The sequence below is a fragment of the Pseudomonas mendocina genome, from assembly GCA_037482215.1.
GTDB lineage: Bacteria > Pseudomonadota > Gammaproteobacteria > Pseudomonadales > Pseudomonadaceae > Aquipseudomonas > Aquipseudomonas mendocina_E.
Window position 1 is genome coordinate 4489703 of sequence record CP148074.1, and the last position, 24925, is coordinate 4514627.

Sequence of the window (24925 nt, forward strand, 5' to 3'; positions counted from 1 at the left end):
CAATTCATTTGGGCGGCCCGGCAAACGGCCGGGCGGCTGATAATTAATGATCCAGCGCTTTGTACTTTTCGCGTAGATGGTTACGGATAAAGACCGCACTGAAGTTCAGCGAGATGATCACCAGCACCAACAGCAGCGCCGTGGCGTAAACCAGCGGGCGTGCCGCTTCTACGTTCGGGCTCTGGAAGCCGACGTCATAAATATGGAAGCCCAGGTGCATGATCTTCTGATCCAGGTGCAGGTACGGGTAGTTGCCATCCAGCGGCAGCGAAGGTGCCAGTTTCACCACACCCACCAGCATCAGCGGAGCCACTTCACCCGCAGCACGGGCCACCGCCAGGATCAGGCCGGTCATCATCGCCGGGCTGGCCATTGGCAGCACCACACGCCACAGGGTTTCAACCTTGGTTGCACCCAGCGCCAGGGAGCCTTCGCGTACCGCACGAGGAATCCGTGACAGGCCTTCTTCAGTGGCCACAATCACCACCGGTAGGGTCAGGATGGCCAGAGTCAGCGAAGCCCACATCAGGCCCGGCGTACCAAAGGTCGGCGCCGGTGCAGCCTCTGGGAAGAAGATGCGGTCGAGCGAGCCACCCAGCACATAAACAAAGAAGCCCAGGCCAAATACGCCGTACACAATCGCCGGAACACCCGCCAGGTTGTTCACCGCAATGCGGATCACGCGGGTCAGCGGGCCTTGCTTGGCGTATTCGCGCAGGTAGATGGCAGCGATCACACCAAACGGCGTCACGATCACGGCCATGATCAGGGTCATCATCACGGTACCGAAGATAGCCGGGAAGATACCGCCCTCAGTATTCGCTTCACGGGGTTCGTCGCTGACAAACTCCCAGAGCTTGCTGAAGTAGAAACCAAGCTTTTCCATGAAGCTCATGTTGTTCGGCTGGAAAGCGCGCACTACATGCCCCAGGGTGAAGCTCACTTCACGGCCATCGGCGGTTTTCACCGTCACGCTGTCGCGGTTGTAGGCTTCACGCAGCGCCAGCAGCTCCCCTTCCAAAGACTGGTAGTGCTTGTGCCACTGGTCACGCTCAGCGTTGAACTCCGCACGGGCTGCATCGTCCAGTTGCCCTTTCAACTCAAGGCCACGCTCGGAAAGACGGATACGCTCCAGCGCCGCATTGACCTCACCGATGTCCTTCTTCTCCAGGCGCACCAGTTGCTTGTGAAGCTCAGTCACCCGGTCAATTCGTTGAGTCAGCTCTGCCCAAGCAGCATCACCCTCAGCAACAACGTTGCCATTTTCCTTAACGTTGACGATGTATCCATAAAAGTTACCCCACTCACGGCGCTCAAAAGCCGTCAGGCTTGCGGGTGTACGGGAGTTACTCAGCCACTCACCAACGACCCACGTGAAGTCTGCGCCGTACACATCACGGTTACCCACCTTGAGTAACTCGCGAGTCATAAACTCGCCGCCTTTTACGTCAACTGGCAAGCCTGAAGCAGCGAGACGTGCGCGCGGGACTTCTTCAACTTGAATGATCTCCCCGGCCATCACCTTGGCCGGTTCACCCGGCACTTGGTAATCCGCTTCGACTATGTCAGCCGGCCAGAAGTGGCCGAGGCCACGTACGGCGATCACCATCAACAGACCCAGAGTCATGATCACTGCAATGGACACCGCACCGGCGTTCATCCAGATCCACGGTGAGCCGCTCTTGAACCAGGTTTTAAGATTCTGCTGTTTCACGGACATATACCTTCGAATCCTTAGAGCGAGGCGTACTTGACGCGCAGACGCTGACGTACAAGCTCGGCCAGTGTGTTCATGACAAAGGTGAAGGTCAGCAACACCAGTGCCGACAGGAACAACACGCGGTAGTGCGTTCCACCCACCTCGGACTCCGGCATCTCCACCGCCACGTTGGCAGCCAGGGTGCGCAGGCCCTCGAAGATGTTCATGTCCATAATGGCGGTGTTACCCGTGGCCATGAGCACGATCATGGTTTCACCTACAGCGCGGCCCATGCCGATCATCACCGCCGAGAAGATGCCCGGACTGGCAGTCAGAATCACCACACGAATCAAGGTCTGCCAAGGCGTAGCGCCCAGCGCCAGCGAACCAAAAGTCAGGCTCTTCGGCACACTGAATACAGCATCTTCAGCAATCGAATAGATATTCGGGATGACCGCAAAACCCATCGCCAAACCGACCACCAAGGCGTTGCGCTGGTCGAAGGCGATGCCCAGATCATTGCTCAGCCACAGACGCATGTTGCCGTCGAACAACCAGTTTTCCAGGTGGCCGCTCATGGACAGAGAGATATAGCCGACCAGCAAGATCACCGGGATGAGCAGAGCCGATTCCCAGCCATCCGGCACACTCAAGCGAATACGCTCAGGCAGGCGGCTCCAGATATAGCCCGTCAGCAGGATGCCGAAAGGCGTGAAGATCAGCAGGCTGAAGATGCCCGGCAAATGACCTTCTACGTATGGCGCCAGGAACAAACCGGCAAAGAAGCCGAGAATAACGGTCGGCAGTGCCTCCATCAGCTCAATCACCGGCTTGACCTTGCGACGCATGGCGGGGGCCATGAAGTAAGCCGTATAAATCGCAGCGGCGATGGCCAGCGGTGCAGCCAGCAGCATGGCGTAGAACGCGGCTTTGAGCGTGCCGAATGCCAACGGTGCAAGACTCAGCTTAGGCTCGCTGTCGGTACTGGCCGAAGTCGACTGCCAAACGTAGGCAGGCTCGTCGTAGTTTTCGTACCAGACTTTGCCCCACAGCGAAGACCACGAGATCTCAGGGTGCGGGTTATCAATGGTGATACTGCGCAACGTGCCCGCGCTTTCGACCAGCATCATGTTCGCACGTGGGGACAGCCCTGCCAGCGCCTGAGCATCTGCGACTGGCTCGACCAGCAGGGTACGGTGTGCCGTGCTGTGGAACAGGCCTAAATTGCCCTTGGCGTCCAGCGCCATAAAGCCTTTGCGACGCTCCTCAGGCAGAATTTGCACGATTGGGCTGCCGGCCATCTCAAAGCTGCGAATCAGCTTAAGGGAAGATTTGCCATCTTCATCGCGCACCATAAACCATTGCTGGATACCGCCGCGGCTGTCACCAACCATGAGCGAAATACCACCCAGCAAGGACGTAACGTGAGTCACCTCTGTCTGACCGTCGTTCAATAACTTATAGCGGCCGTTCAGGCTCTTGCTGCGCATATCAAAGACGTCAGCCGTCGCACGACCATTGATCACGTACACCCACATCTGGCGTGGATCAATGATCAGCTCTTTAATCGGCTCAGCCAGTTGCGGCAGGGAAACACGCTCTTCACTTAGGGTGACCTCACCTGTCATCAGGTTTTCTTCACGCCCAAGCGTCACCACCTCTAACTCGGCGCCAACAGAGCCTGCCAGCATCAAGGTGCCGCCATTGAGGTTCAGCGCTACGTGATCCAACGCGCGGCCCTTAGGATCAAGGGCGATAGGTGTCTCACCAAAGGGGTATGAGATGCTCGGACTAATCGTCTTTACATCATTGGGATAGGTGATTTTGTACTCGTGTTCAAGCACCAGCACCTGCCCATTAGACAGGCCTACGGCAACACGATTACTGCCCGGCTGATCCTTGCCAACCGAGGTAATGGAAACTTGATCAGGGACCGGCAGCTCGACCGTTTTGAGCAGCTGCATGCTCTCGGCATTGAAAAACTCAACCTTGCCGTTTTCATCCACACGCATTGCCACTTGGTTCTGCTCTTCAAGTGTCATGAGCAACGGTGCACCTGAGTTCTTCAGCCATGGTGCATCGACTGCTTCCCCTCTATCCAGGCTGGCACCTTGGAACATCGGCAGCACAACATAAGCCAAGTAGAAGAAAATCAGGGTAATAGCACCCAGAACAGCCATACCGCCTATGGATACGGCCCAGCGAGCCATGCGGTCTTTCAGGGCACGCAAGCGACGCTTGCGCTTCAAGGCCGGGGTATTGAAATCTAACCCGAGAGATTTACTTGAGGCGGTCATGGTTTTACTAGCCAAGTCATTCATAGGTAAGAGCGTCTCTGCGCAGCCATGAGTGCGCCAAAGTGAGTTCAGCCGCTATGGATAGCCAATGTATTCAGTTTGTATGACAGAAAAGTTACAGAACACTGACAAAACAACACCCGCCTCTCGCGCTAACGAAGGCGGGTGCTTTAACTGAGCAGGTATCCCTACCAATTACACAGCTGGATTACAGGCCCAGCTCCTTCTTGGTTTTCTCAACCACTTTAGATGGCAGCGGGATGTAGCCATCTTTTACAACCACTTCCTGACCTTGCTTGGACAGAACCAGTTTCACGAACTCTGCATCCAGCGGGCTCAGCGGCTTGTTTGGGGCCTTGTTCACGTAGACGTAGAAGAAGCGTGCCAGCGGGAATTTACCTGCCAGAGCGTTAGTCTCGTTGGCCTCGAACGCCTCACCGCCTTTCTTGGACAGTGGAACAGCCTTAACACTGGACGTTCTGTAACCAATACCCGAGTAGCCGATGGCGTTCAGGGTGCTGGAGATCGACTGCACCACGGAAGCAGAACCAGGCTGCTCGTTCACGTTGGTTTTGTAGTCGCCCTTACACAGCGCTTCTTCTTTGAAGTAGCCATAAGTACCGGATACCGAGTTACGGCCGAACAGCTGGATCGGTTTGGCAGCCCACTCGCCAGTCAGACCCAGGTCACCCCAGGTTTTGATATCGGACGGCGCACCGCACAGGCGGGTGCTGGAGAAGATGGCATCAACCTGAGCCAAGTCGAGGCTCTTGATCGGGTTGTCTTTGTGTACGAACACAGCCAAGGCATCAATGGCGACCGGGATTGCAGTCGGCTTGTAGCCGTACTTTTCTTCAAACGCCTGAATTTCCGAATCTTTCATCGGACGGCTCATCGGGCCAAGATTGGCGGTGCCTTCGATCAGTGCGATTGGCGCGGTAGAGGAACCGGCAGCCTGAATCTGGATGTTGACGCTTGGGTATTCTTTTTTGAAGGACTCAGCCCACAGGGTCATCAGGTTGGCCAGCGAGTCGGAACCGACACTGGACAGGTTGCCCGATACGCCTGAAGTCTTGGTGTAGCTCGGCAGAGCCGGATCAACAGCAGCAACCGCAGCGGCGGTGGTGACGCCAGCGGCGACAAAAGTCATAGCCGCCATCAAACGCTTGAGTTTCATGCCTTACTCCAGATGTGTAGTGTTGTTAGAACGGGGCCAAGTATCAAAGGGCCATGTGAACACTGTATGTAATGAATATGACAGTTAAGTGACGATCACTTCGTCCCGCCACAGCCACCGCGAATTCCCGATACAAGGCTCCATTCGTAGGCGGCAAGCTGCCACAGTCGCCCTGCCCCTCATGTAGGGTTATACTCCGCAGCATCACAGACCCAGTGGTAGTGATGGACACCTTTGTCCACCCCGCGACATCTCATCATGCGGCCTGAACCCACACCGTTTGCGCCAATAAAAACAACTGCGCCACGAGCCATTCTGATGCAAGATTTCGAACAGGAAGACCCAATCCCCCAGGGCGATCTGGCCCTGCAAATCACCGCACTGCCGCGTGAAACCAATGGTTTCGGCGACATTTACGGCGGTTGGCTGGTATCTCAGATGGATCTGGCGGGCACTGCCATGGCCAGCAAAGTAGCAGGTGGTCGTGTTGCTACAGTCGCTATCGACCGCATGGCTTTTCTGGTCCCAGTCGCTGTTGGCGCACAACTGTCCTTCTATACCCAAACCTTGGACGTAGGCCGCAGCTCGATTCAAATGCTGGTCGAGGTCTGGAGCGACGACCCGCTATCCAGCGAGTGGCGCAAGGTTACAGAGGCCGTTTTCGTATTCGTGGCCATTGATGGCAGCGGTCGCACTCGTCCGGTTCCTCGCCGCTAACCCCGCGATTCAATAAGCGCACTTACGGGCTGTCGGACAGCAGCCCGTTGTAAGCCTGCGCCGCCATAACACGTTGCGTTATGCTTGTTTCACAGCATTGCTGTAGCAAGTTGCCCGCCCCTAGAATCGACGATCTTCAAGGCCCTGCGAAAGGATCGACGATGCCTGCAACCCCCAACCCCGCCCTGCGAGCTGCCCGCTTGATTGATGCAGTCAACGCAGGTTTCGCCAAACTATGCAGCTGGCTGACCCTGTTTCTGGTTCTGGGCACCACGCTGGTGGTGATTCTCCGTTACAGCTTCGGCATCGGCGCCACCGCCCTTCAAGAGGCCGTGCTGTACGCACACGGTTTGGTCTTCATGGGGTGTGCTGCCTGGGCGCTCCAACGTAACGCCCATGTGCGGGTCGACATCTTCTATCAACGCTTCAGCCCACGCCGTCAGGCTCTGGTAGAGATTACCGGTACGCTGCTGTTCCTAATGCCGCTTTGCCTGTTTCTCGGCTGGGCCAGCTGGGACTACATCGGCAACGCATGGGCCAGCCGCGAAGGCTCCAGTGAAACAGGCGGACTGAAGTTCGTTTACCTGCAAAAGAGCATCATCATGCTGCTGGTAGTAGGGCTACTGCTGCAGGGTCTGTCCAATGTGATCAAGGCCCTGTGCGTACTGACTGGCCGCCTGCCGGCAGATGAGGTGAAACATGGCTGAAGTCATGGCGATTCTGCTGTTTGTCAGCATCTGCGTGGCATTAATGGCTGGCTACCCGGTTGCCTTCACCCTGGCAGGGGTATCCCTGTTGTTCGCCGGTATCGGCATTGTTAGCGGCACATTCGATGCCAGTTATCTCAGCGCACTGCCCAACCGCCTGTTTGGCATCATGAATAACCAGACCATGCTGGCGGTGCCGCTGTTTGTCTTTATGGGAGTGATGCTGGAAAAGAGCCGTGTGGCTGAAGACTTGCTGGAGTCCATGTCACGCCTGTTCGGCAGCCTACGCGGTGGCCTGATGATTTCTGTGTGCTTAGTCGGCGCCCTGCTCGCCGCAAGCACCGGCATCGTCGGCGCCACTGTCGTCACCATGGGCCTGCTGGCTTTGCCGACCCTACTCAAACGCGGGTACGACCCGGCCGTCGCCACCGGAACCCTCGCTGCTACCGGCACGTTAGGACAGATCATTCCACCATCAATCGTCTTGGTTCTGCTGGGCGACGTAATGTCCAGCGCCTATCAACAAGCGCAGCTGAAAATGGGCATCTTCAGCCCCAAAACAGTTTCCGTTGGTGATCTGTTTATGGGCGCACTGCTGCCCGGCCTGCTGTTGATCGGCCTGTATATCGCTTACTTAGCTCTCATGACATTACTCAAGCCCGAGAAGATGCCTGCCGTACCCAAAGAAGAACTGGGTGCTCTGCATTGGGGCAAGCTGCTGGGCTCCCTGATGCCGCCGCTGTTTCTCATCGCAGCTGTACTCGGCTCCATCCTAGCGGGCGTAGCCACCCCCACAGAAGCGGCCGCCATTGGGGCAGTCGGTGCAACCCTGCTGGCGCTGTTTAAAGGTCAGCTAACTATCACGCAACTGCGAAATGTTGCCTACAGCACCACCGACATCAGCTGCATGGTCTTTCTGATCCTTATCGGCGCCTCGCTTTTCTCCCTGGTATTCCGTGGCTTTGGCGGCGAAACAGTGATCGAAGAGGTGTTCCAGCAACTCCCCGGCGGCGTTCTCGGTGCCTTCTTTTTAGTCATGCTGGTGATCTTTCTGCTGGGCTTTATCCTCGACTTTATCGAAATCATCTTTGTCGTCGTGCCCATTGTCGGTCCTGTGCTGCTGGCCATGGGTCTGGACCCCGTGTGGCTGGGTGTCATGATCGCCCTGAACCTACAAACCTCCTTCCTGACCCCGCCGCTTGGCTTCTCACTGTTCTATCTACGCGGCGTCACACCCCAGAGCATTTCAACTACCACCATGTACCGAGGCGTGATTCCCTTTATCGCCATCCAACTTCTGCTGCTGGTGATTGTCTACCTGTTCCCGTCGCTGGTTACCTGGCTGCCCCAACAGGTGTACGGTAACTGATGCACAAACGCCCTTAACGGGCGTTTGTTTTATACGTATCCCTCCCCTAAAGTTTTGTGAGCCCGTCATGCCCCGCCCCAGCGTTGAACGCATCCAACTTGATGAACTGACCTGCTGGCAAATCCGCCACGCAGATAAGGAGCTGCTGATCAGCCAGCAAGGTGCGCAGATCCTCTCTTACAAGGAGAACGGCCGCCCTCTGGTCTGGCTGAGTGACCAAGCAGCCTTCAAACAAGGTCAACCTGTGCGCGGAGGTGTACCGATCTGCTGGCCGTGGTTTGCCAACCTTGAACATAACCCGGAGCCGGTTCAGACGATGCACAATCAGCCCTCCAGCGCTACGGCCCACGGCTTTGTCCGCAGCCTTGGCTGGCAACTGCAAGGCATCGAAACCGAGGGTAATGGCGTGCGCCTGGATTTCGTTTTCGACACCCGTCTCCATCCGCAACCCGACTGGCCCTATGCGGCACAATTACATTTTCAAGTACGTCTGGATGATCGCCTGCACATGGCGCTGACCACCTGTAACCTAAGCGACACAACCCTTCGCTACAGTCAGGCCCTGCACAGCTATTTTGCCGTGAGCGATATCCGCCAAGTGAAGATCGAAGGCTTACAAGGCCATAGCTACCTTGATTGCCTTGATGGCTGGTCACGCAAACACCAAACCGATGAGCCTGTGTTTAGCGCAGAGACTGACCGAGTCTACCTGGATACTCCAGCGGCCATCGCCATCATCGACGATCCGTGGGGGCGGAAAATTAACCTGCTCAGCAGCGGCTCCCGCTCTGCCGTCGTCTGGAACCCCTGGACCGAGAAAAGCTTGCGCTTAACACAATTTGCCCACAACGCTTGGCAAGGCATGCTGTGTATCGAACATGCCAATGCTGCGGAGGATTTCCAAGCACTTGAGAGCGGAGAACAGCACACACTGAGCGTCAGTATTTGGAGTAGCTAGCGCTTTTAAGTCACTGCTAATTAAAGTTTAAAAGCCAGAAATATTTGCATACATATCGATAAGATTGGAACTGTGAACAACGTCCTACATACCAACTAATTCCATATCAATTTAGTAAGACAATATCAAATTGATATTAGGATGATTCCTAACTCAGTGTAAGGTGTTTCCGAGGCCAACATATCTGCGCTCATATCTAATAATATTTACGCCCAGATCGCAGCATTAATGAGAAAGATGCCCTCAAAAAGCATAAAAATGCGTCTAGCACGCACCTTTTGGTGATTGTCCTTGCAAAAAAAATTGCATAGGATTGGCCTAGACAAAGGATTAATAACTGCAACACACATACCGTAAAACTTTACGGTTACTCAAATCGCAGCAGCCCAGAAAGTCTGCCAATTACAAATTGAGTCAGGGAATGACCTATTCAAGCAAGCGCAGCGCCCATTATCTGGCGCTGGCCAAGCAACCTATTAACGAGAGTTCGTTTGCCGGTGAAGATGTTCGCTATTCAGCCGAATATGAAGCACTGGAAAATGAACTTGCCAAGTCCGGCTCTGTTCACCAGACGACCGCGATAGATTGGCAAAAAGTAATAGAAAACAGCGAGGCTCTGCTCAGTTCTCAATCGAAGGATTTACGTGTCGCCACCTGGCTGACCTGGGGGCTTTTCCAGCGCGAATCCTTCACCGGTCTGCATGCCGGTTTTACCCTCGTACACTACCTGTGCCTAAACCATTGGGCCGAGCTTTATCCCGGTAAACCACGTACCCGTGCCGCCGCCATCATCTGGCTGATTCCGCGCTTAGAACAGACGCTGGCAGAGCATGTTCCGATCGGCGAACACCTTTCTCTATTTCGCAGTCTGGCTGAACAAATACGCGAACTTGAAGCATTCCTGAGCGAGCAACTCGGCGATAACGCACCGCTCCTGCTGCCGTTATACCGACGCCTTGAAGATTTGGTAAAACGGGCCAGCCAGACCCAGGCTGAGCCCACTGTAGTCAGCAATGCGATTGCTCAGGTTAAACAGGCCGCCACCCAGATTCTCTCTCCCTCAAGCATCATTGAATCCGAACGTGATGCGCACAAAAGTTTGCGCCAGTTGCAAGATCTGGCACGTCCCTTGTGCGGCTACTGGCTAAAACAGAACGCCAGCGACCTACGTGCGCTACGTCTGTCCAGAACCTTACTATGGCTACCCATCGACAATTTGCCTGAACGCAACGGCGAACAGATCACCAGCCTTCGCGGCATCCCTATCGACAAACTCAAGAGCTACCAAGAACGCCTGTTAAGCGGCCAATACGCCGACCTGCTGGTTGATTTGGAGGCCAGCATTGCCCGTGCCCCATTCTGGTTAGACGGCCAACATCTGGCATGGCAATGCCTGCAAGGCATGGGCGCCGAGCACGCCATGCGTGAAGTGGAAATTCAGCTGGCCCTTTTCATGCAACGCATGACTGGGCTTGAAACACTTCGCTTCCACGATGGCTCTCCGTTTGCGGACGATCAGACGCGTGCGTGGCTCATCACGCAAGTTATGCCCCATGTTCAAAACAGTTCGGCAGAGCAGCTGCCCAGCACCGCCTCGGAAAGCGCTCCAGCCTGGGATATCGCACTGCAACAAGCCATTACCTGCCTACGCAAGGACGGCCTGAAGTCTGCCGTGCAACAGATCAAAACTGAAATGGCCAGCGCCCGCGGGGAGCGTGAACGCTTCTTCTGGCAATTGACGCTGGCCCGCCTGTGCTACGCCGCCAAGAAATACGACTTGGCCCGCACTCAACTTGAAGCACTTGACCAGCTGCTGCATGCCAATGGCCTCAGCAACTGGGAACCCGACCTCGTTCTTGAAGTACTGCGCCTGCGGCACAGTTGCTGCGAACTGCTTCCGCAGAACAACGCCGTGCGCGAAGAAAAAGACGAGATTCACCGCAGGTTGTGCCACCTCGATCTTGAAGTGGTACTGGACTAGGCCCTCGGGCCATAACCGTAATGGAGAACGACCATGGCCAAAGAAGGCTCGGTAGCCCCAAAGGAACGCATCAACGTAACCTTCAAACCCGCCACCGGTGGCGCTCAAGAAGAGATCGAACTGCCACTGAAACTGATGGTTTTGGGCGATTTCACCCAGCGCGCTGACGATCGTAAGATCGAAGACCGTAAGCCCGTCAGCATCGACAAAAACAGCTTCGATGAAGTGCTCGCCAAGCAGGAACTGAACCTGACCTTGTCAGTGCCGAACCGCCTGCAAGACGAACCCACCGACGAAGAGCTGGCCGTGCAACTGCGCATCAACTCCATGAAGGACTTCAACCCAGCCAACCTGGTTGAACAAGTCCCAGAGCTGAAAAAACTGATGGAACTGCGTGACGCACTCGTGGCCCTGAAAGGCCCACTGGGTAACGCCCCGGCCTTCCGTAAAGCCATTGAAAGCGTACTTGCCGATGACGATTCCCGCGATCGCATTCTCGGCGAGCTTGGCTTGGCCGCTAAGGACAAACTGGATTCCTGATACTCATCCGACAAGGACGCATTAAATGAGCACCAAAAGCGCAACCGCAGCTGCCAGCAAAAGCGCAGCCGAAGCGGGCATTCTCGACCGCATCATTGCAGAAACTAAATTGACGCCTGATGACGAAGCCTATGACATCGCCAAACGCGGCGTATCGGCTTTCATCGAAGAACTGCTGAAACCGCAGAATGAAAACGAGCCGGTGAAAAAGGCCATGGTCGACCGCATGATCGCGGAGATCGACGCCAAACTCAGCCGCCAGATGGACGAAATTCTGCACCACCCAGAGTTCCAGTCCCTCGAGTCTTCCTGGCGCGGCCTTAAGCTGCTGGTTGACCGCACCAACTTCCGCGAGAACATCAAGCTGGAAATTCTCAACGCATCCAAGCAAGACCTGCTGGATGACTTTGAGGACAGCCCGGAGATCGTTCAGTCCGGTCTGTACAAGCATATCTACACCGCAGAGTACGGCCAGTTCGGTGGTCAGCCAGTTGGCGCCCTGATCGCCAACTACTTCTTCGATCCGAGCGCACCGGACGTAAAAACCATGCAGTACGTGGCCAGCGTCGCCAGCATGTCTCACGCACCGTTCATTGCCGCGGCTGGCCCGAAATTCTTCGGCCTGGAAAGCTTCACTGGCCTGCCAGACCTGAAAGACCTGAAGGATCACTTCGAAGGTCCACAGTTTGCCAAATGGCAGAGCTTCCGTGAGCAAGAAGACTCCCGCTACGTCGGCCTGACCGTGCCACGCTTCCTGCTGCGTAACCCGTACGACCCGGAAGACAACCCGGTTAAAACGTTCGTCTACAAAGAGAACGTCGCCAACAGCCACGAGCATTACCTCTGGGGCAACACCGCCTACACCTTCGCCACCCGTCTGACTGACAGCTTCGCCAAGTTCCGCTGGTGCCCGAACATCATCGGCCCGCAGAGCGGCGGTGCAGTTGAAGACCTGCCACTGCATCACTTCGAAAGCATGGGCGAAATCGAAACCAAGATCCCGACTGAGGTACTGGTTTCCGACCGTCGTGAATATGAACTGGCTGAAGAAGGCTTTATCGCCCTGACCATGCGTAAGGGCAGCGATAACGCCGCATTCTTCTCCGCAAGCTCAGTGCAGAAGCCGAAGTTCTTCGGCATCAGCGAAGAAGGCAAGACCGCTGAACTGAACTACAAACTCGGCACCCAGCTGCCGTACATGTTCATCATCAACCGTCTGGCCCATTACTTGAAAGTGCTGCAGCGCGAACAGATCGGTTCGTGGAAAGAGCGCACCGACCTTGAGCTGGAACTGAACAAGTGGATTCGCCAGTTCGTAGCTGATCAGGAAAACCCAAGCGCCGAAGTTCGCAGCCGCCGTCCGCTGCGTGCCGCTCAGGTAGTGGTCAGTGATGTAGAAGGCGAGCCGGGCTGGTACCGCGTCAACCTCAACGTGCGTCCGCACTTCAAGTACATGGGTGCCGACTTCACCCTGTCCCTGGTTGGCAAGCTGGACAAGGAATAAGCATCCATGACGTACGGCAGCCTGTTTGAACGCCTTGGTGGTGAAACCAGCGCCCGCAAGGGCTGGAGCCATGAAGCAGCCGTCATGGCGTCGGTGGCTGCCCACCTGTCAAAAATGCTCAGCACCCGTGCGGGCAGTGTGCAAACACTGCCCGACTACGGGCTGCCCGATCTCAATGATATGCGCCTGTCACTGCACGACTCGTTGCAGCAGGCGCGTACCGCAATTGAACGCTTTATCGAGGCCTATGAACCTCGCTTAAGTGAAGTGCAGGTGATCTCCCTGCCCCGCGACAGCAACCCGCTGAATCTGGCGTTTGCCATTGAAGGCCTGTTGCAAATCGACGGTATGAAACACCAGGTCAGCTTCTCCGCCAGCCTCAACGGCAGCGGAGTGGTTAAGGTCAGCTAAGGAGAGCAGCCATGTCAGGCAAACCCGCCGCACGCGTCACCGATCCAACCGCCTGCCCATTACCAGGTCACGGCACCAACCCGATCGTGTCCGGCTCCCCCGACGTGCTGTTCGACAGCCTGCCCGCCGCACGCCAAGGCGACCCAAGCGCCTGCGGCGGTGCCATGGCCGGGAATGTCATCCCCAATGTGCTGATTAACGGCAAACCGGCCGCTGTCCTTGGCAGCGTAGGCAGCCACGGCAATGTAGTAGTGGGTGGGTCGGGGACGGTGATTATTGGAACGACCCATTCACCTGCAGCGTTTGTCCCACCTGTACCATTAAATATCTTCAGCTTCGACGCAAGCGTTCAACTTTTAGATTCGACGTCAGGAGAACCGCTCAAGAATGTTCCCTATATAGCAACTCTTGCCGACGGAACTGAAACAAGAGGGATCACCAATGAACTCGGAATTTCGGGGCCGCTAGGTAAAGGCTCTCAACCGCAGAATGTTCAGTTCATAGCCAAGCCGAACTGGCTCTTGCGAGGGGAGTGAAATGGCGCAAGCTGCTCAAGTAACGACGGTGACTACTACGCCGGCGACCGATGTTGCTCCCGTTCAAATTTATTTGGCAGGAGATAGCGACTACATCATTCCCGTCGTTTTCCCTGACTACAAAATTCATATCGATGGCTATCAAGGTACATTTTTCGGTCAGAAAATTGAGATACCTGGCGGCAAAGCTCCGTATCTCGGACACGCAGGCGTTCTCATCATTAACGGAAAAACAGGCCAGTCAAAATATTACGAATATGGCCGGTACCCAGGCCCAGGCCCAGCAGGACGAGTGCGTATAGGTAGGATTCCTGACGTCAGACTGAAAGGAGGAGCAATTACTGAATCCTCCTTGAAAAAGACACTTAGACATATATCCACCGTTCACGGCCAATCGGGCAATATTACTGGGGTCGTACTGAGAGGGCACGTATACGAGGAAGCACTAGCTTGGTTGAACGCCAAAGCTGACGAAAACGCGAACAACCAGCGCAAGGAGTACGATCTCGGTAACCATAACTGCATAACATTCGCGACTGACCTAGCTGAAGCTGTGGGCTTCTCAATTCCATTTAGGACCCGGATTGTTGTGCCCAGCGCTTACATGTATCAGTTTCAATTCAGCGAGCCAGATTTGGATTACATCTTTAGTACAGACACTCTGGAGATAAACGAGTGAAGATACTGAAGATGTTCCTTATTACCACCTTTGTGCTTCTGCTTATCTTGGTAATTTCCGCTTACCTAGTACTCGAGCGTAGCGACGAAGCTCCCCCTAGCCTGGAAAAACACCCCAATGCCTATTGGAGTGGAGCCCAAGATGGCGGAGTTTTTTTTGAAATAACAAAAGCATCCCCTCCTGAATATTACATCGAGATACGTTATGAGAACGGTCAAGTCTGGACAGAAGGCTGGGTACAGTACCTATCCCCTCTTACTAATCAAGACCTCTTCGGTTACGACGGTGGCGATGTCGTTTATCTGCAAGATGGAACGCCCCTGAAATTGAAAACAGGAGGTTTTAAATAATATGAGCTTTTCAAATTACCTAGCAGTGGTCGCCGATAATGACGTGTTTGCAGTGCTTTCTATCTACTGCTTGGCAGTTGCTATCACAGGTCTATTTGAAAGGTACAGGAGCTCATTCGTGTACAAGCAAGCCTCTTTCCTAGGACTGATGGCTGTTCCGGCTCTACATGCTATGGGCACCTATTACTTGAATCTATCGCCAGCCTGAAGCGAATTAACCATACAAAATTCATTAGGCCATGACTTTGATACACCGTGGTCTTACAAAATGGAAAAGTTACAGGGATGAACAACTAATGCCAATCAATAAACCCATACCTGCTCGACAAATAAACTTGGCGTTAGTTGAACATTTGCAGAAAAAATTTATGCCAGCGCGCTCACGAAACACGTCAAATAAAGCAGCGTTCTGGCGCTCTAATCCAGCAACATTGTTTATGAAAAGCAAAACTCTACTGGTCTTTATTACATCGCTGGCCGCTTTGGTCATCGCCGTTAGTACGAATTTATTTTCCAATGTATTGATGCTGTTAATGGAGCGTGCAAACCACATTCCTTATGAGTCAAACATTTTCACATTTAACCCATACGTGACTAATGAGGGCTCCTCCTCATATTGGATTTACGGAGAGGATAAAAGCAATTACTACCATTTCACTTACAAGCCCAACGAACCCTACTGGTTTATCCCCAAGAACAATGCTTGTAAGGACTTTGATAAGCGAGATTTTTCAACTTGGTGTTCCGCTCAAGTAGGTGTTGCTAAAGGAGAGGATCAGTAATGTCCTTCAACCACTACTATCAGAGCGAACTCACTGCCCTGCGCCAGCTCGGCAAACGCTTTGCCGAACGCAGTCCGGCGCTGGCACCCTTCCTCGGGCAAGCGGGACGTGACCCGGATGTTGAGCGTCTGCTGGAGGGCTTTGCGTTTCTCACTGGGCGTCTTCGTCAAAAGCTGGATGATGAGCTGCCAGAGCTGACGCACTCGCTGATGAACCTGCTCTGGCAGAACTATATGCGGCCACTGCCTGCGTTCAGCATGCTGCAGTTTGATCCGCTAAAACGCCCCGGTGGCGCACTCAACGTGCCGCGCAAGACGCCGGTTGAGTCCAAGCCGATTCAGGGAGTGGCCTGCCAGTTCCGTACGGCCTATGCCACCGACGTTTATCCGCTGACGCTCAGTGCGCTGGATTACTCGGTCAAAGGCGATGGTGCCTTGCTTAACTTGCGTTTCGGGATGACTGCTGACGGTCATCTGGGTGATCTGGGCCTCAAGCAACTGCGCCTGCATTTGGCCGGTGAACGCTATATCAGCCAGATATTGTATCTGGGGCTGCTGCGTCATGTAGAGGGCCTTCAATTGGTATTGCTCAATGCAGAAGGTAAACCACTGCTGGATGCCCAGCATGAACCTCTGCCGGCCTTGAAACTGCCCACAGACAAGATTCAGCCCGTCGGTTTTGCCGAAGACGAAGCACTCATACCCTATCCCCTGAATACATTCCGTGGTTACCGCTACCTTCAGGAGTACTTTGCCTTTCAGGAGAAGTTCCTGTTTGTCGAGCTGGGCGGCCTGGATGTGCTGGATCAGGTACCCGAAGAAACCCTCAAACTGGCCCGCGGCTTTGAACTGCGTATAGATATCCAGCAAACCGGCATCCAAAGGGTTCGCCCGACCTTGGATAACGTGCGCCTGTACTGCACACCGGTGGTTAATCTGTTCAGCCACGATGCAATACCGATTCGCCTTGATGGCAAACAAGATCAGTACCTACTGCTCCCTGCCGAGCTGGATGCCGCCCATTGCGGCGTGTTCTCCGTAGATCGGGTTACTGGCTGGAAACCGGGTGGCAAAGGCTACGAAGATTATGTCCAGTTCGAGTCCTTCGAACACGACCCCAGCTTCGATGTGCCCGTAACACGCCCCCACTACAGCGTTCGCCAGCAGCCTTCGATGTTTGGCAGCGGACTTGAAACCTACCTGAGTTTCAGCCTGCGTAATTTGGCTCAGCATGAGACCGTTTCGGTCGAGCTGACCTGCACCAACCAGAGCCTGCCTCAACAGCTCGGGCTAGGCGATATTTGCGTACCGAGCGAGGACACCCCGGAGTTTCTCAGTTTCCGCAACATCAGCTCTGTCACCCCAAGTTACGCACCACCGCTGCACCGTGACTACTTGTGGAAACTGATCAGCAACATGTCCCTGAACTACTTATCGCTCAGTGACGTAAACGCGCTCAAGGTGATTCTCGAAACGTACGACCTGCCCCGCTACTACGACCAGCATGCCGCCCGTGTGAGCAAGCGCCTGCTCGACGGTATGAAAAGCATCAGTCACCAGCATGTTGACCGCCTGCACCGAGGCCTGCCGGTTCGCGGTGTGCGCACACAGCTGACAATCAATCCGGAGGGCTACGTAGGAGAGGGGGACCTGTTCCTGTTTGCCTCGGTGCTCAATGAATTCTTTGCCCTGTATGCCAGTTTGAACTCGTACCACGAGCTGCGGGTACAGAGCACCAAGGGAGAGGTTTATCAATGGATTCCAAGGATGGGGCAACAGCCGTTGCTGTGAACATGATGAAACGCTATTCAAATGCAAACCCGCGGCCTAACACATTGGCGGAGTCCCCATGAGTGTTCCGGCCACCGCACTGACCCAAACGTATACCCCGGGGTTTGAACGCAGCCTGAACCGGTTGACCCGCGAGATTCGCGAGTACAGCCTGTTCCAAGGTGTTCAGCTGGCGCTGGATCACCTCAAGCGTGCTCATCCCGATGAGGACGAAGAACGCCTGTACGAGCGGCTGGAGCTGCACGCCAACCCAAGCCTGGGCTTTCCCGGCAGTGACATTGACCGCCTGCAATTCTTTGAAGAACACGGCGAGTTGCGGGCGCGCATGCGCATCAATCTGGTCAGCCTGTTTGGGGCGGGCTCTCCCCTGCCTGCCTTTTATGGCGAACAGGCTTTAGGCGACAGCGAAGACGGAAACCCAACCCGAGACTTTCTCGACCTGTTCAACAACCGCCTACAACGTCTGCTCCTGCCAATCTGGCAGAAATACCGTTACTACGGACGCTTTAAAAGTGGCGCAACTGACCCGCTGTCCGAGCATCTATTTGCCCTGATCGGCCTGGGTGGAACCACTATCCGCCAGGCCGAAGAGCTGAACTGGAAACGCCTGCTGCCTTACCTCGGCTTACTTAGCTTGCGGGCCCATTCAGCTGCGCTAATTGAATCGGTGCTGCGCTACTACTTCAAGCATGCCGACCTGCATATCGAGCAGTGCTTGGAGCGCAAAGTGGAAATCCTCGCAGAGCAGCGCAACCGCCTCGGTGTGGGCAACAGCCAACTGAGCGAGAACTTGGTGCTGGGCGAGTTTGTCCGCGACCGCGGCGGCAAATTCCGCATCCACGTACGTCAAATGAGCTGGGATCGCTTCCACGAGTTTCTGCCCATCGGCAGCGGTTACCAACCCCTATGCGCACTGGTGCGTTTCACCCTGCGCGACCCGCTGGACTATGACATTCGCCTGGAACTTCGCCACGAAGAAATCCGCGAGCTGCGACTGGGCGCAGACAACCCCTGCCTGTTGGGCTGGACCACATGGCTGGGCACAGAAAACGCCGACGGCATCGTCACCCTTGGCAGCGTCAAGGGAAGCAGAGAGACACGAACAGCAGCCTGATCAGCCAGGCACCGATTAAACAGTTTTGGATAACACCATTAAGGATTGATGAAGATGATTAACGTCGACTTACAGCAACTGGTTCAGGCCCTTGATGCCGCAACCAAACAAGACCTCGAAGCTGCAGCCGAACGCTGCGTGATTCGTGGCGGCAGCAAAATTCTGGTCGAAGACCTTTTGCTGGGCCTGCTGGAGCGTCCTGACGGTTTACTGGTCCGTGCCCTGCAAGATGCTGAAGTGGATGCCGGTGAACTGTCCCGCGCACTGCAGCCTCGCGGCGAACACAGCGAATCGCGCAATCCGGTCTTTGCTGCCGAACTGGTGCAATGGCTGCAAGACGCCCTGCTGGTGGCGAATCTTGAACTGGGGCAAAGCCAGATTGACCAGGCCGCACTGATCCTCGCCCTGCTGCGTAACCCCATCCGCTACGCCGGCAGCCACTACCAGCCGCTACTGGCCAAACTGAACGCCGAGCGCCTGCGTGAATTCGCCCTCGCCCAACAAACGCCAACGGCGTCCGGCCCAGCGGCAGCAGGTGGAGAATCCAACCTCAAGCGCTTTACCCATAACTTCACCCAGCAAGCCCGCGACGGCAAGCTGGACCCAGTGTTGTGCCGCGATGGCGCGATCCGCCAGATGATCGACATCCTCGCCCGCCGCCGTAAAAGCAATCCAATTGTGGTCGGCGAAGCCGGTGTCGGTAAAACCGCTATCGTCGAAGGACTGGCCCTGCGCATCGCCCACGGTGAAGTTCCAGACGCTCTAAAAGACGTTGACCTGCTGTGCCTGGACCTCGGTTTGCTGCAAGCCGGTGCCAGCGTCAAAGGTGAGTTTGAGCGACGCCTACAGGGTGTAATTGATGAAGTCAAAGGCTCGCCGAAACCAATCATTCTGTTTATCGACGAAGCCCACACCCTGATCGGTGCAGGTGGTCAGGCGGGCAGCGGCGACGCCGCAAACCTGCTCAAACCGGCACTGGCTCGTGGCGAGCTGCGCACCATCGCCGCCACGACATGGAGCGAATACAAGAAGTACTTCGAAAAAGACCCGGCATTGGCTCGCCGCTTCCAGCCCGTGCAGCTGCATGAACCGACAGTCAGTGAAGCGGTGACCATCCTGCGCGGGTTAGCACCGGTCTATGAAAAGAGCCATGGCATCTACCTGCGGGATGATGCGGTTGTCGCTGCGGCCGAATTGTCCGCCCGCTATTTGGCTGGCCGCCAGCTTCCCGATAAGGCTGTTGATGTGCTCGACACCGCCTGCGCCCGTGTACGCATCAGCCTTGCTGCGGCGCCGGAGGCACTGGAACGCCTGCGCGGCGAAATCGCCGAAGGCGAACGCCAGCACAATGCCATTTCCCGCGATCAGCAAGCGGGGCTGAAAATCGATCACGAAGCACTGGCTGAGCTGGAGGCACGCCTTGAGCAAGCCCGTGCCGAGCTTGAGCAAATCGAAACCCGCTGGAATATCCAGAGCGAGCTGGCCAAACGTCTACTGGAGCTGCGCAAGCAATGCGCAACCGTGCGCCAGGCCCAACCTGCCGCCGAAGCCGAAGCCGAAGCCGAAGCCGAAGCCGAAGCCGAAGCCAGTGAAGCGCCTGCACCGACACTTGAGCAACTGGAACAAGAACTCAGCGACTTGCAGGCCCAACTGGCCAGTGCGCAAGCCACAGAGCGCCTTGTCAGCTTCGAGGTTTGCCCGCGCTTGGTTGCTGAAGTGATCAGCCACTGGACCGGTGTGCCACTGAGCCAGCTGGCCCGTGAACACAACAGCAAAGTCCTGAGCTTCGCCAACGACCTGCGTCAGCGCGTACGCGGCCAGGAGCAAGCTGTAGAGGCACTGGACAAAGCCATGCGCGCTACCGCTGCCGGGCTTAACCGGGTTGATGCGCCGGTGGGCGTATTCCTGCTGGTCGGCCCCAGTGGCGTCGGCAAAACCGAAACCGCCATCGCTCTGGCTGACCTGCTGTATGGCGGTGACCGTTTCCTGACCACCATCAACATGTCCGAGTTTCAGGAGAAGCACACCGTCTCCCGTTTGATCGGTGCCCCACCGGGATACGTAGGTTATGGCGAAGGCGGCATGCTGACCGAGGCTGTGCGGCAAAAACCATATTCGGTCGTATTGCTGGATGAGGTGGAGAAAGCCGATCCGGATGTGATGAACGTCTTCTATCAAATCTTCGACAAAGGCGTGGCCAATGACGGCGAAGGGCGCGAGATCAACTTCCGCAACACCCTGATCCTGATGACCAGCAACTTGGCGAGCGACCGTATCAGCAGCCTGTGCCAAAACGGCGAGCGACCGTCAGCAGAAGACCTCGAGCAGTCCATCCGCCCGGTACTCAGCCAGCACTTCAAGCCAGCGCTGCTTGGCCGTATGCGTGTAGTGCCGTACTACCCAATCAACGGTGAAGTGCTGAATGAACTGGTCGCCCTCAAGCTGTCCCGCTTCGGCGAGCGCTTGCAGCGTCGTCAGCTCAGCTTCAGCCACAGCCCTGAGCTGCTGGCCAATCTGGCTGATCGCTGCAGCTACAGCGAAAGCGGCGCCCGCTTGATCGACCACCTGATCGACCAGCACCTGCAACCGCTGATTGTTGATCGTCTGCTGGATGCCATGGCCAGCGGCGAAACCCTGCAACACGTACATGCCACGCTGGACGGCGAGGGAACGGTGGTTTGTGAATTCACTTAACGTACCGCTGATGTTCAGCCAGGTCCCACAACCGCTGCATTACGCTGAAGCCCTGCTTCAGCGCTTTGCAGCGCTTGCGCGCTTGAGCAACAGAACCGCGCTGCTGGACGCATTCGCCGAGAGCAGCGCCCAACTCTCTGATTGCGAGCTGAGCCAGCTGTACCTGTTAGACGCAACCCACACGTGCCTGACCCTGAGTGCTGACTGGCACAACTGCGCGCTACATCCAAAGACAGATGCCAGCCTGCCCAGCGATTACAACGACGAACAACTGCTGCAATTCTGCCTGTGCCAGAACCAAGTGCTGTGCCTCAACGAACTGAATAGCAGCCTGTACAGCATCAACTTCCTGCCTGCTGCACAAAAGCCCTGGCACAGCTTGCTGTGCATGCCACTGCAAGATGAACAGCAACATGTGATCGGTTTGCTCCTGATCGCCAGCCAGGCACCACGCGACCTGCGAGGCTTTGCCGATTCACTGACCCAATTGGGCAATTTCGTCATTGCCCAACTGCATCACCTGCAGCGCCAGCACAGCGGACCAGCCTCCACCAATGAACCTGCCCGCACCCACAACAAGGCCAGTTCAGGCTACGGCATGATCGGCGACAGCGCGCCCATGCGCGCCCTACACCAGATGATCAGCAAAGTGCTGCACATTCCAGTCAGCGTCCTGCTTAACGGCGAGACGGGTACCGGTAAAGAGCTGGTCGCCCGTGCCATACATGAATACGGCATGCGACGCAGCAAACCGCTGGTGATTCAGAACTGCGCCTCGCTGCCGGAAAACCTGCTGGAAAGCGAGCTGTTCGGCTACCGCAAAGGCGCATTCAGCGGTGCCGACCGTGACCATCAAGGCCTCTTCGACGCTGCAAACGGAGGCACATTATTCCTCGATGAAATCGGCGATATGCCACTGACGCTGCAAGCCAAACTGCTGCGCGTATTGCAAGAGGGTGAAATCCGCCCGCTGGGCTCAAACACTACCCATAAAGTGGACGTCCGCATCATCGCAGCGACTCACCACAACCTGCGCGAACGGGTCGAGCAAGGCGTCTTCCGCGAAGACCTGTATTACCGTCTCGCTCAGTTCCCCATTCAACTACCGCCACTGCGCGAGCGGGGCCAGGACATCTTCACCCTGGCCCATTACTTCGCCAACAAAACCTGCGAGCTTTTACAGCGTCCGCCCTGTGAATGGGCCGAGGCGACCTTGCAGGCGCTGTCTGCTTATGAGTTCCCCGGCAATGTGCGCGAACTCAAAGGGCTGGTCGAACGTGCCGTGCTGTTATGCGAAGACGGCGAATTGCTGCCGGAACACTTCAACCTGTCACAAAACGACGACGCCACCCACAGCAACCTGAGTCTGCGTGAACGCCTCGAGCGCGTAGAACGCAACATGCTGATTGAATGCCTGCGTAAAAACGGCGGTAACCAAACCTTTGCCGCCAACGAGCTGGGGCTGCCACGCCGCACCCTGCTGTACCGCATGCAACGACTGAACATCAACCTGCTTGATGTTTAAGGCCAAGGAGAGAGCCATGTTCAATGCCGCCAACCAGACCCATTTCAGCCTGACCATCGAAGGTGTCAGCCACGATTTGCAGGTACTCGAATTTACCGGGCATGAAGCGATCAACCAGCCTTATGAATTCGAGCTGGAGCTGATCAGCAACCGCCCGGACCTTGATCTGGAAAGCCTGTTGCACCAGCGCGCATTCCTCGCCTTCGCACCAGGTGGCGCAGGCGTGCATGGCATCATCTACCGCGTTGCTCAAGGTGACTCCGGCAAACGCCTGACCCGCTATCACATCAGCCTCAGACCTCAACTGGCTTACCTGGCTCACCGCATCAATCAACGCATCTTCCAGCACCTCACGGTGCCGCAGATCATCAGCCAGATTCTGCAAGAGCATGGCATCCAGACCGACGCCCACAAATTCCAGTTCGGCCCCACGCTCTACCCCGAGCGCGAATACTGTGTGCAATACGATGAGAGCGACCTGCACTTCATCCAGCGCCTGTGTGAAGAAGAAGGTATTCACTACCACTTCGAACACAGCGAAAACGGCCACACCCTGATCTTTGCCGATGACCAGAGCGGTTTCCCCAAACTGCCCGGCACCGCCTACCAGCAAGACAGCGGTCTGGTCGCCGACAAGCCGGTTATCAAGCGCTTCGGCATGCGTATGGAAACCCGCACCAACCGTGTCACCCGCCGTGACTACAACTTCGAAAAACCCAAGTTGCGGATGGAGGCGGCCTATAACAGCGAGTTCCAACCTGACCTCGAAGACTACGACTACCCCGGCCAGTTCGTTGAACGTGCGCGCGGCAAACACTTATCCACACGCATCCTCGAACGCCACCGCGCCGACTACGAACAAGTCGAAGGTGAAAGTGATCAGCCTCTGCTGGTCAGCGGCCACTTCCTCAACCTCAGCGAACACCCGCGCAGTGAGTGGAACCAGCTGTGGCTGCTCACCGCCATCCACCACCAAGGCAAGCAGCCGCAGGTGCTGGAAGAATCCATCACCAGCCATACAGATGAGGACGACGGCTTCCAGCAGGGCTACCGCAACCACTTTATTGCCACCCCTTGGGACGTAAATTACCGCCCGCAACTGCTGCATACGAAGCCCAAAGTACTCGGCAGCCAGAGTGCTGTGGTCACAGGCCCTGCGGGCGAAGAAATCCACTGCGACCCATACGGCCGGGTCAAAGTCCAGTTCCACTGGGACCGCGAAGGCCAGGCCGACGACAAAACCAGCTGCTGGCTGCGCGTTGCCTCCAGCTGGGCGGGCGATCACTACGGTGCCGTGACCATTCCGCGCATCGGCATGGAAGTGCTGGTGACCTTTATGGAAGGCGACCCCGATCAGCCCCTGATTACTGGCTGCCTGTACCACGCCGCCCACGAAGTGCCCTACGAACTGCCTGCCAACAAAACCCGCAGCGTGTTCAAAACCATGAGCTCACCCGGTGGCGGAGGCTTTAACGAGCTGCGCATTGAAGACAAAAAAGGCGCAGAACAAATCTTTATCCACGCCCAGCGCGACTGGGATGAAAACATCGAGCACGACCAAAAGATCCGCGTTGGCAACGAGCGCCACGACACCGTAGAAGCCAACAGCTACAGCGAGTTCTACGCCGAAGAACACCGCACCACCCACGCCGACCGCAAAACCGAAACCCGCAGCAGCGATCACCTCACCGTTGCGCAAACCCAACACGTCAAAGTCGGCGTCGGCCAGTTCATCGAAACCGGCAACGAAATCCATTACTACGCAGGCAGCAAAGTCGTTGTCGACGCAGGCATGGAACTCACCGCCAACGGCGGTGGCAGCTTTATCAAACTCGACCCCAGCGGCATCACCCTCAGCGGCGCCACCGTCAACGTCAACTCCGGCGGCGCACCAGGCAAAGGCGCCGGTATCGGGATTGTGCTGCCGGTGATACCGGGGGCGGCAGATGCGGATAAGGCGGGAGAGGTACCGCAACTGGCACTGAGCAACCTGCAACTGGCTAAAAAGGCCCGCCAGATCGGCGCAAGCCGCTGCCCGATTTGCGAAGCCTGCCGTGATGGTCTTTGCGCACTGCCAAGGCCAGCACAGGGATAA

The 24925-nt window shown here is 56.1% G+C and carries 20 protein-coding genes; 17 read left to right on the top strand and 3 right to left on the bottom strand.

The annotated features are described in order from the left end of the window. Positions 1-43: 43 nt before the first annotated feature. The 3 genes from pstA to WG219_20700 all read right to left on the bottom strand — a co-directional run bounded on the left by pstA (position 44) and on the right by WG219_20700 (position 5173). A complete protein-coding gene (pstA, locus tag WG219_20690; GenBank protein WXL25683.1) occupies positions 44-1714 on the bottom strand; it encodes a phosphate ABC transporter permease PstA in 1671 nt (556 codons plus the stop codon). A 20-nt stretch (positions 1715-1734) separates the two neighbouring features. Next, the gene (locus tag WG219_20695; protein ID WXL25684.1) at positions 1735-4020 is read right to left on the bottom strand and encodes a phosphate ABC transporter permease; all 2286 of its coding nucleotides are present in this window, start codon (positions 4018-4020) and stop codon (positions 1735-1737) included. 184 nt (positions 4021-4204) lie between these two features. After that, a complete protein-coding gene (locus WG219_20700) occupies positions 4205-5173 on the bottom strand; it encodes a phosphate ABC transporter substrate-binding protein PstS family protein (GenBank protein ID WXL25685.1) in 969 nt (322 codons plus the stop codon). A gap of 318 nt (positions 5174-5491) precedes the next feature. On the opposite strand from WG219_20700, the gene WG219_20705 reads away from it, so the two are divergent. The 17 genes from WG219_20705 to WG219_20785 all read left to right on the top strand — a co-directional run bounded on the left by WG219_20705 (position 5492) and on the right by WG219_20785 (position 24925). Then, a complete protein-coding gene (locus WG219_20705) occupies positions 5492-5890 on the top strand; it encodes an acyl-CoA thioesterase (GenBank protein ID WXL25686.1) in 399 nt (132 codons plus the stop codon). Between the two features lie 161 nt (positions 5891-6051). Then, positions 6052-6597, top strand: coding sequence for a TRAP transporter small permease subunit (locus WG219_20710; GenBank protein WXL25687.1), 546 nt, complete (start codon positions 6052-6054; stop codon positions 6595-6597). After that, the gene (locus tag WG219_20715) at positions 6590-7966 is read left to right on the top strand and encodes a TRAP transporter large permease subunit (protein ID WXL25688.1); all 1377 of its coding nucleotides are present in this window, start codon (positions 6590-6592) and stop codon (positions 7964-7966) included. Before WG219_20710 ends, WG219_20715 begins: the two co-directional genes overlap by 8 nt. A gap of 67 nt (positions 7967-8033) precedes the next feature. Beyond that, entirely contained in the window at positions 8034-8924 is an 891-nt protein-coding gene (locus WG219_20720) for a D-hexose-6-phosphate mutarotase (protein WXL25689.1), read from the top strand. Between the two features lie 421 nt (positions 8925-9345). Beyond that, positions 9346-10905, top strand: coding sequence for a type VI secretion system protein TssA (tssA, locus tag WG219_20725; protein WXL25690.1), 1560 nt, complete (start codon positions 9346-9348; stop codon positions 10903-10905). A 33-nt stretch (positions 10906-10938) separates the two neighbouring features. After that, entirely contained in the window at positions 10939-11445 is a 507-nt protein-coding gene (gene tssB, locus WG219_20730) for a type VI secretion system contractile sheath small subunit (protein WXL25691.1), read from the top strand. 25 nt (positions 11446-11470) lie between these two features. Further along, entirely contained in the window at positions 11471-12949 is a 1479-nt protein-coding gene (gene tssC, locus WG219_20735) for a type VI secretion system contractile sheath large subunit (GenBank protein ID WXL25692.1), read from the top strand. 6 nt (positions 12950-12955) lie between these two features. After that, on the top strand, positions 12956-13360 hold the full coding sequence (gene tssE / locus WG219_20740; protein WXL25693.1) for a type VI secretion system baseplate subunit TssE: 405 nt from the start codon (positions 12956-12958) through the stop codon (positions 13358-13360). 11 nt (positions 13361-13371) lie between these two features. Beyond that, entirely contained in the window at positions 13372-13896 is a 525-nt protein-coding gene (locus WG219_20745; GenBank protein WXL25694.1) for a PAAR domain-containing protein, read from the top strand. A 1-nt stretch (position 13897) separates the two neighbouring features. Beyond that, entirely contained in the window at positions 13898-14575 is a 678-nt protein-coding gene (locus WG219_20750; protein ID WXL25695.1) for a DUF6695 family protein, read from the top strand. Continuing rightward, positions 14572-14925: a hypothetical protein gene (locus WG219_20755; protein WXL25696.1), complete on the top strand. Its 354-nt coding sequence runs from the start codon at positions 14572-14574 to the stop codon at positions 14923-14925. The genes WG219_20750 and WG219_20755 overlap by 4 nt, the downstream gene beginning before the upstream one ends. A 296-nt stretch (positions 14926-15221) precedes the next feature. Then, positions 15222-15707 (top strand): hypothetical protein, encoded by a 486-nt coding sequence (locus WG219_20760; GenBank protein ID WXL25697.1) that lies wholly within the window; start codon positions 15222-15224, stop codon positions 15705-15707. After that, entirely contained in the window at positions 15707-17497 is a 1791-nt protein-coding gene (gene tssF, locus WG219_20765; protein WXL25698.1) for a type VI secretion system baseplate subunit TssF, read from the top strand. Before WG219_20760 ends, tssF begins: the two co-directional genes overlap by 1 nt. A gap of 58 nt (positions 17498-17555) precedes the next feature. Further along, positions 17556-18611, top strand: coding sequence for a type VI secretion system baseplate subunit TssG (gene tssG / locus WG219_20770; protein ID WXL25699.1), 1056 nt, complete (start codon positions 17556-17558; stop codon positions 18609-18611). Between the two features lie 48 nt (positions 18612-18659). Then, positions 18660-21305: a type VI secretion system ATPase TssH gene (tssH, locus tag WG219_20775; protein ID WXL25700.1), complete on the top strand. Its 2646-nt coding sequence runs from the start codon at positions 18660-18662 to the stop codon at positions 21303-21305. Between the two features lie 10 nt (positions 21306-21315). Beyond that, on the top strand, positions 21316-22830 hold the full coding sequence (locus tag WG219_20780; protein ID WXL28063.1) for a sigma 54-interacting transcriptional regulator: 1515 nt from the start codon (positions 21316-21318) through the stop codon (positions 22828-22830). 16 nt (positions 22831-22846) lie between these two features. Then, a complete protein-coding gene (locus WG219_20785; GenBank protein WXL25701.1) occupies positions 22847-24925 on the top strand; it encodes a type VI secretion system tip protein VgrG in 2079 nt (692 codons plus the stop codon).

What these genes read in the sequence shown, in the direction of transcription:
- WG219_20695 (WXL25684.1), bottom strand. Translation starts at nt 4,020, where the DNA reads ATGAATGACTTGGCTAGTAAAACCATGACCGCCTCAAGTAAATCTCTC.
- WG219_20700 (WXL25685.1), bottom strand. Translation starts at nt 5,173, where the DNA reads ATGAAACTCAAGCGTTTGATGGCGGCTATGACTTTTGTCGCCGCTGGC.
- WG219_20705 (WXL25686.1), top strand. Translation starts at nt 5,492, where the DNA reads ATGCAAGATTTCGAACAGGAAGACCCAATCCCCCAGGGCGATCTGGCC.
- WG219_20710 (WXL25687.1), top strand. Translation starts at nt 6,052, where the DNA reads ATGCCTGCAACCCCCAACCCCGCCCTGCGAGCTGCCCGCTTGATTGAT.
- WG219_20715 (WXL25688.1), top strand. Translation starts at nt 6,590, where the DNA reads ATGGCTGAAGTCATGGCGATTCTGCTGTTTGTCAGCATCTGCGTGGCA.
- WG219_20720 (WXL25689.1), top strand. Translation starts at nt 8,034, where the DNA reads ATGCCCCGCCCCAGCGTTGAACGCATCCAACTTGATGAACTGACCTGC.
- tssA (WXL25690.1), top strand. Translation starts at nt 9,346, where the DNA reads ATGACCTATTCAAGCAAGCGCAGCGCCCATTATCTGGCGCTGGCCAAG.
- tssB (WXL25691.1), top strand. Translation starts at nt 10,939, where the DNA reads ATGGCCAAAGAAGGCTCGGTAGCCCCAAAGGAACGCATCAACGTAACC.
- tssC (WXL25692.1), top strand. Translation starts at nt 11,471, where the DNA reads ATGAGCACCAAAAGCGCAACCGCAGCTGCCAGCAAAAGCGCAGCCGAA.
- tssE (WXL25693.1), top strand. Translation starts at nt 12,956, where the DNA reads ATGACGTACGGCAGCCTGTTTGAACGCCTTGGTGGTGAAACCAGCGCC.
- WG219_20745 (WXL25694.1), top strand. Translation starts at nt 13,372, where the DNA reads ATGTCAGGCAAACCCGCCGCACGCGTCACCGATCCAACCGCCTGCCCA.
- WG219_20750 (WXL25695.1), top strand. Translation starts at nt 13,898, where the DNA reads ATGGCGCAAGCTGCTCAAGTAACGACGGTGACTACTACGCCGGCGACC.
- WG219_20760 (WXL25697.1), top strand. Translation starts at nt 15,222, where the DNA reads ATGCCAATCAATAAACCCATACCTGCTCGACAAATAAACTTGGCGTTA.
- tssF (WXL25698.1), top strand. Translation starts at nt 15,707, where the DNA reads ATGTCCTTCAACCACTACTATCAGAGCGAACTCACTGCCCTGCGCCAG.
- tssG (WXL25699.1), top strand. Translation starts at nt 17,556, where the DNA reads ATGAGTGTTCCGGCCACCGCACTGACCCAAACGTATACCCCGGGGTTT.
- tssH (WXL25700.1), top strand. Translation starts at nt 18,660, where the DNA reads ATGAAGATGATTAACGTCGACTTACAGCAACTGGTTCAGGCCCTTGAT.
- WG219_20780 (WXL28063.1), top strand. Translation starts at nt 21,316, where the DNA reads ATGTTCAGCCAGGTCCCACAACCGCTGCATTACGCTGAAGCCCTGCTT.
- WG219_20785 (WXL25701.1), top strand. Translation starts at nt 22,847, where the DNA reads ATGTTCAATGCCGCCAACCAGACCCATTTCAGCCTGACCATCGAAGGT.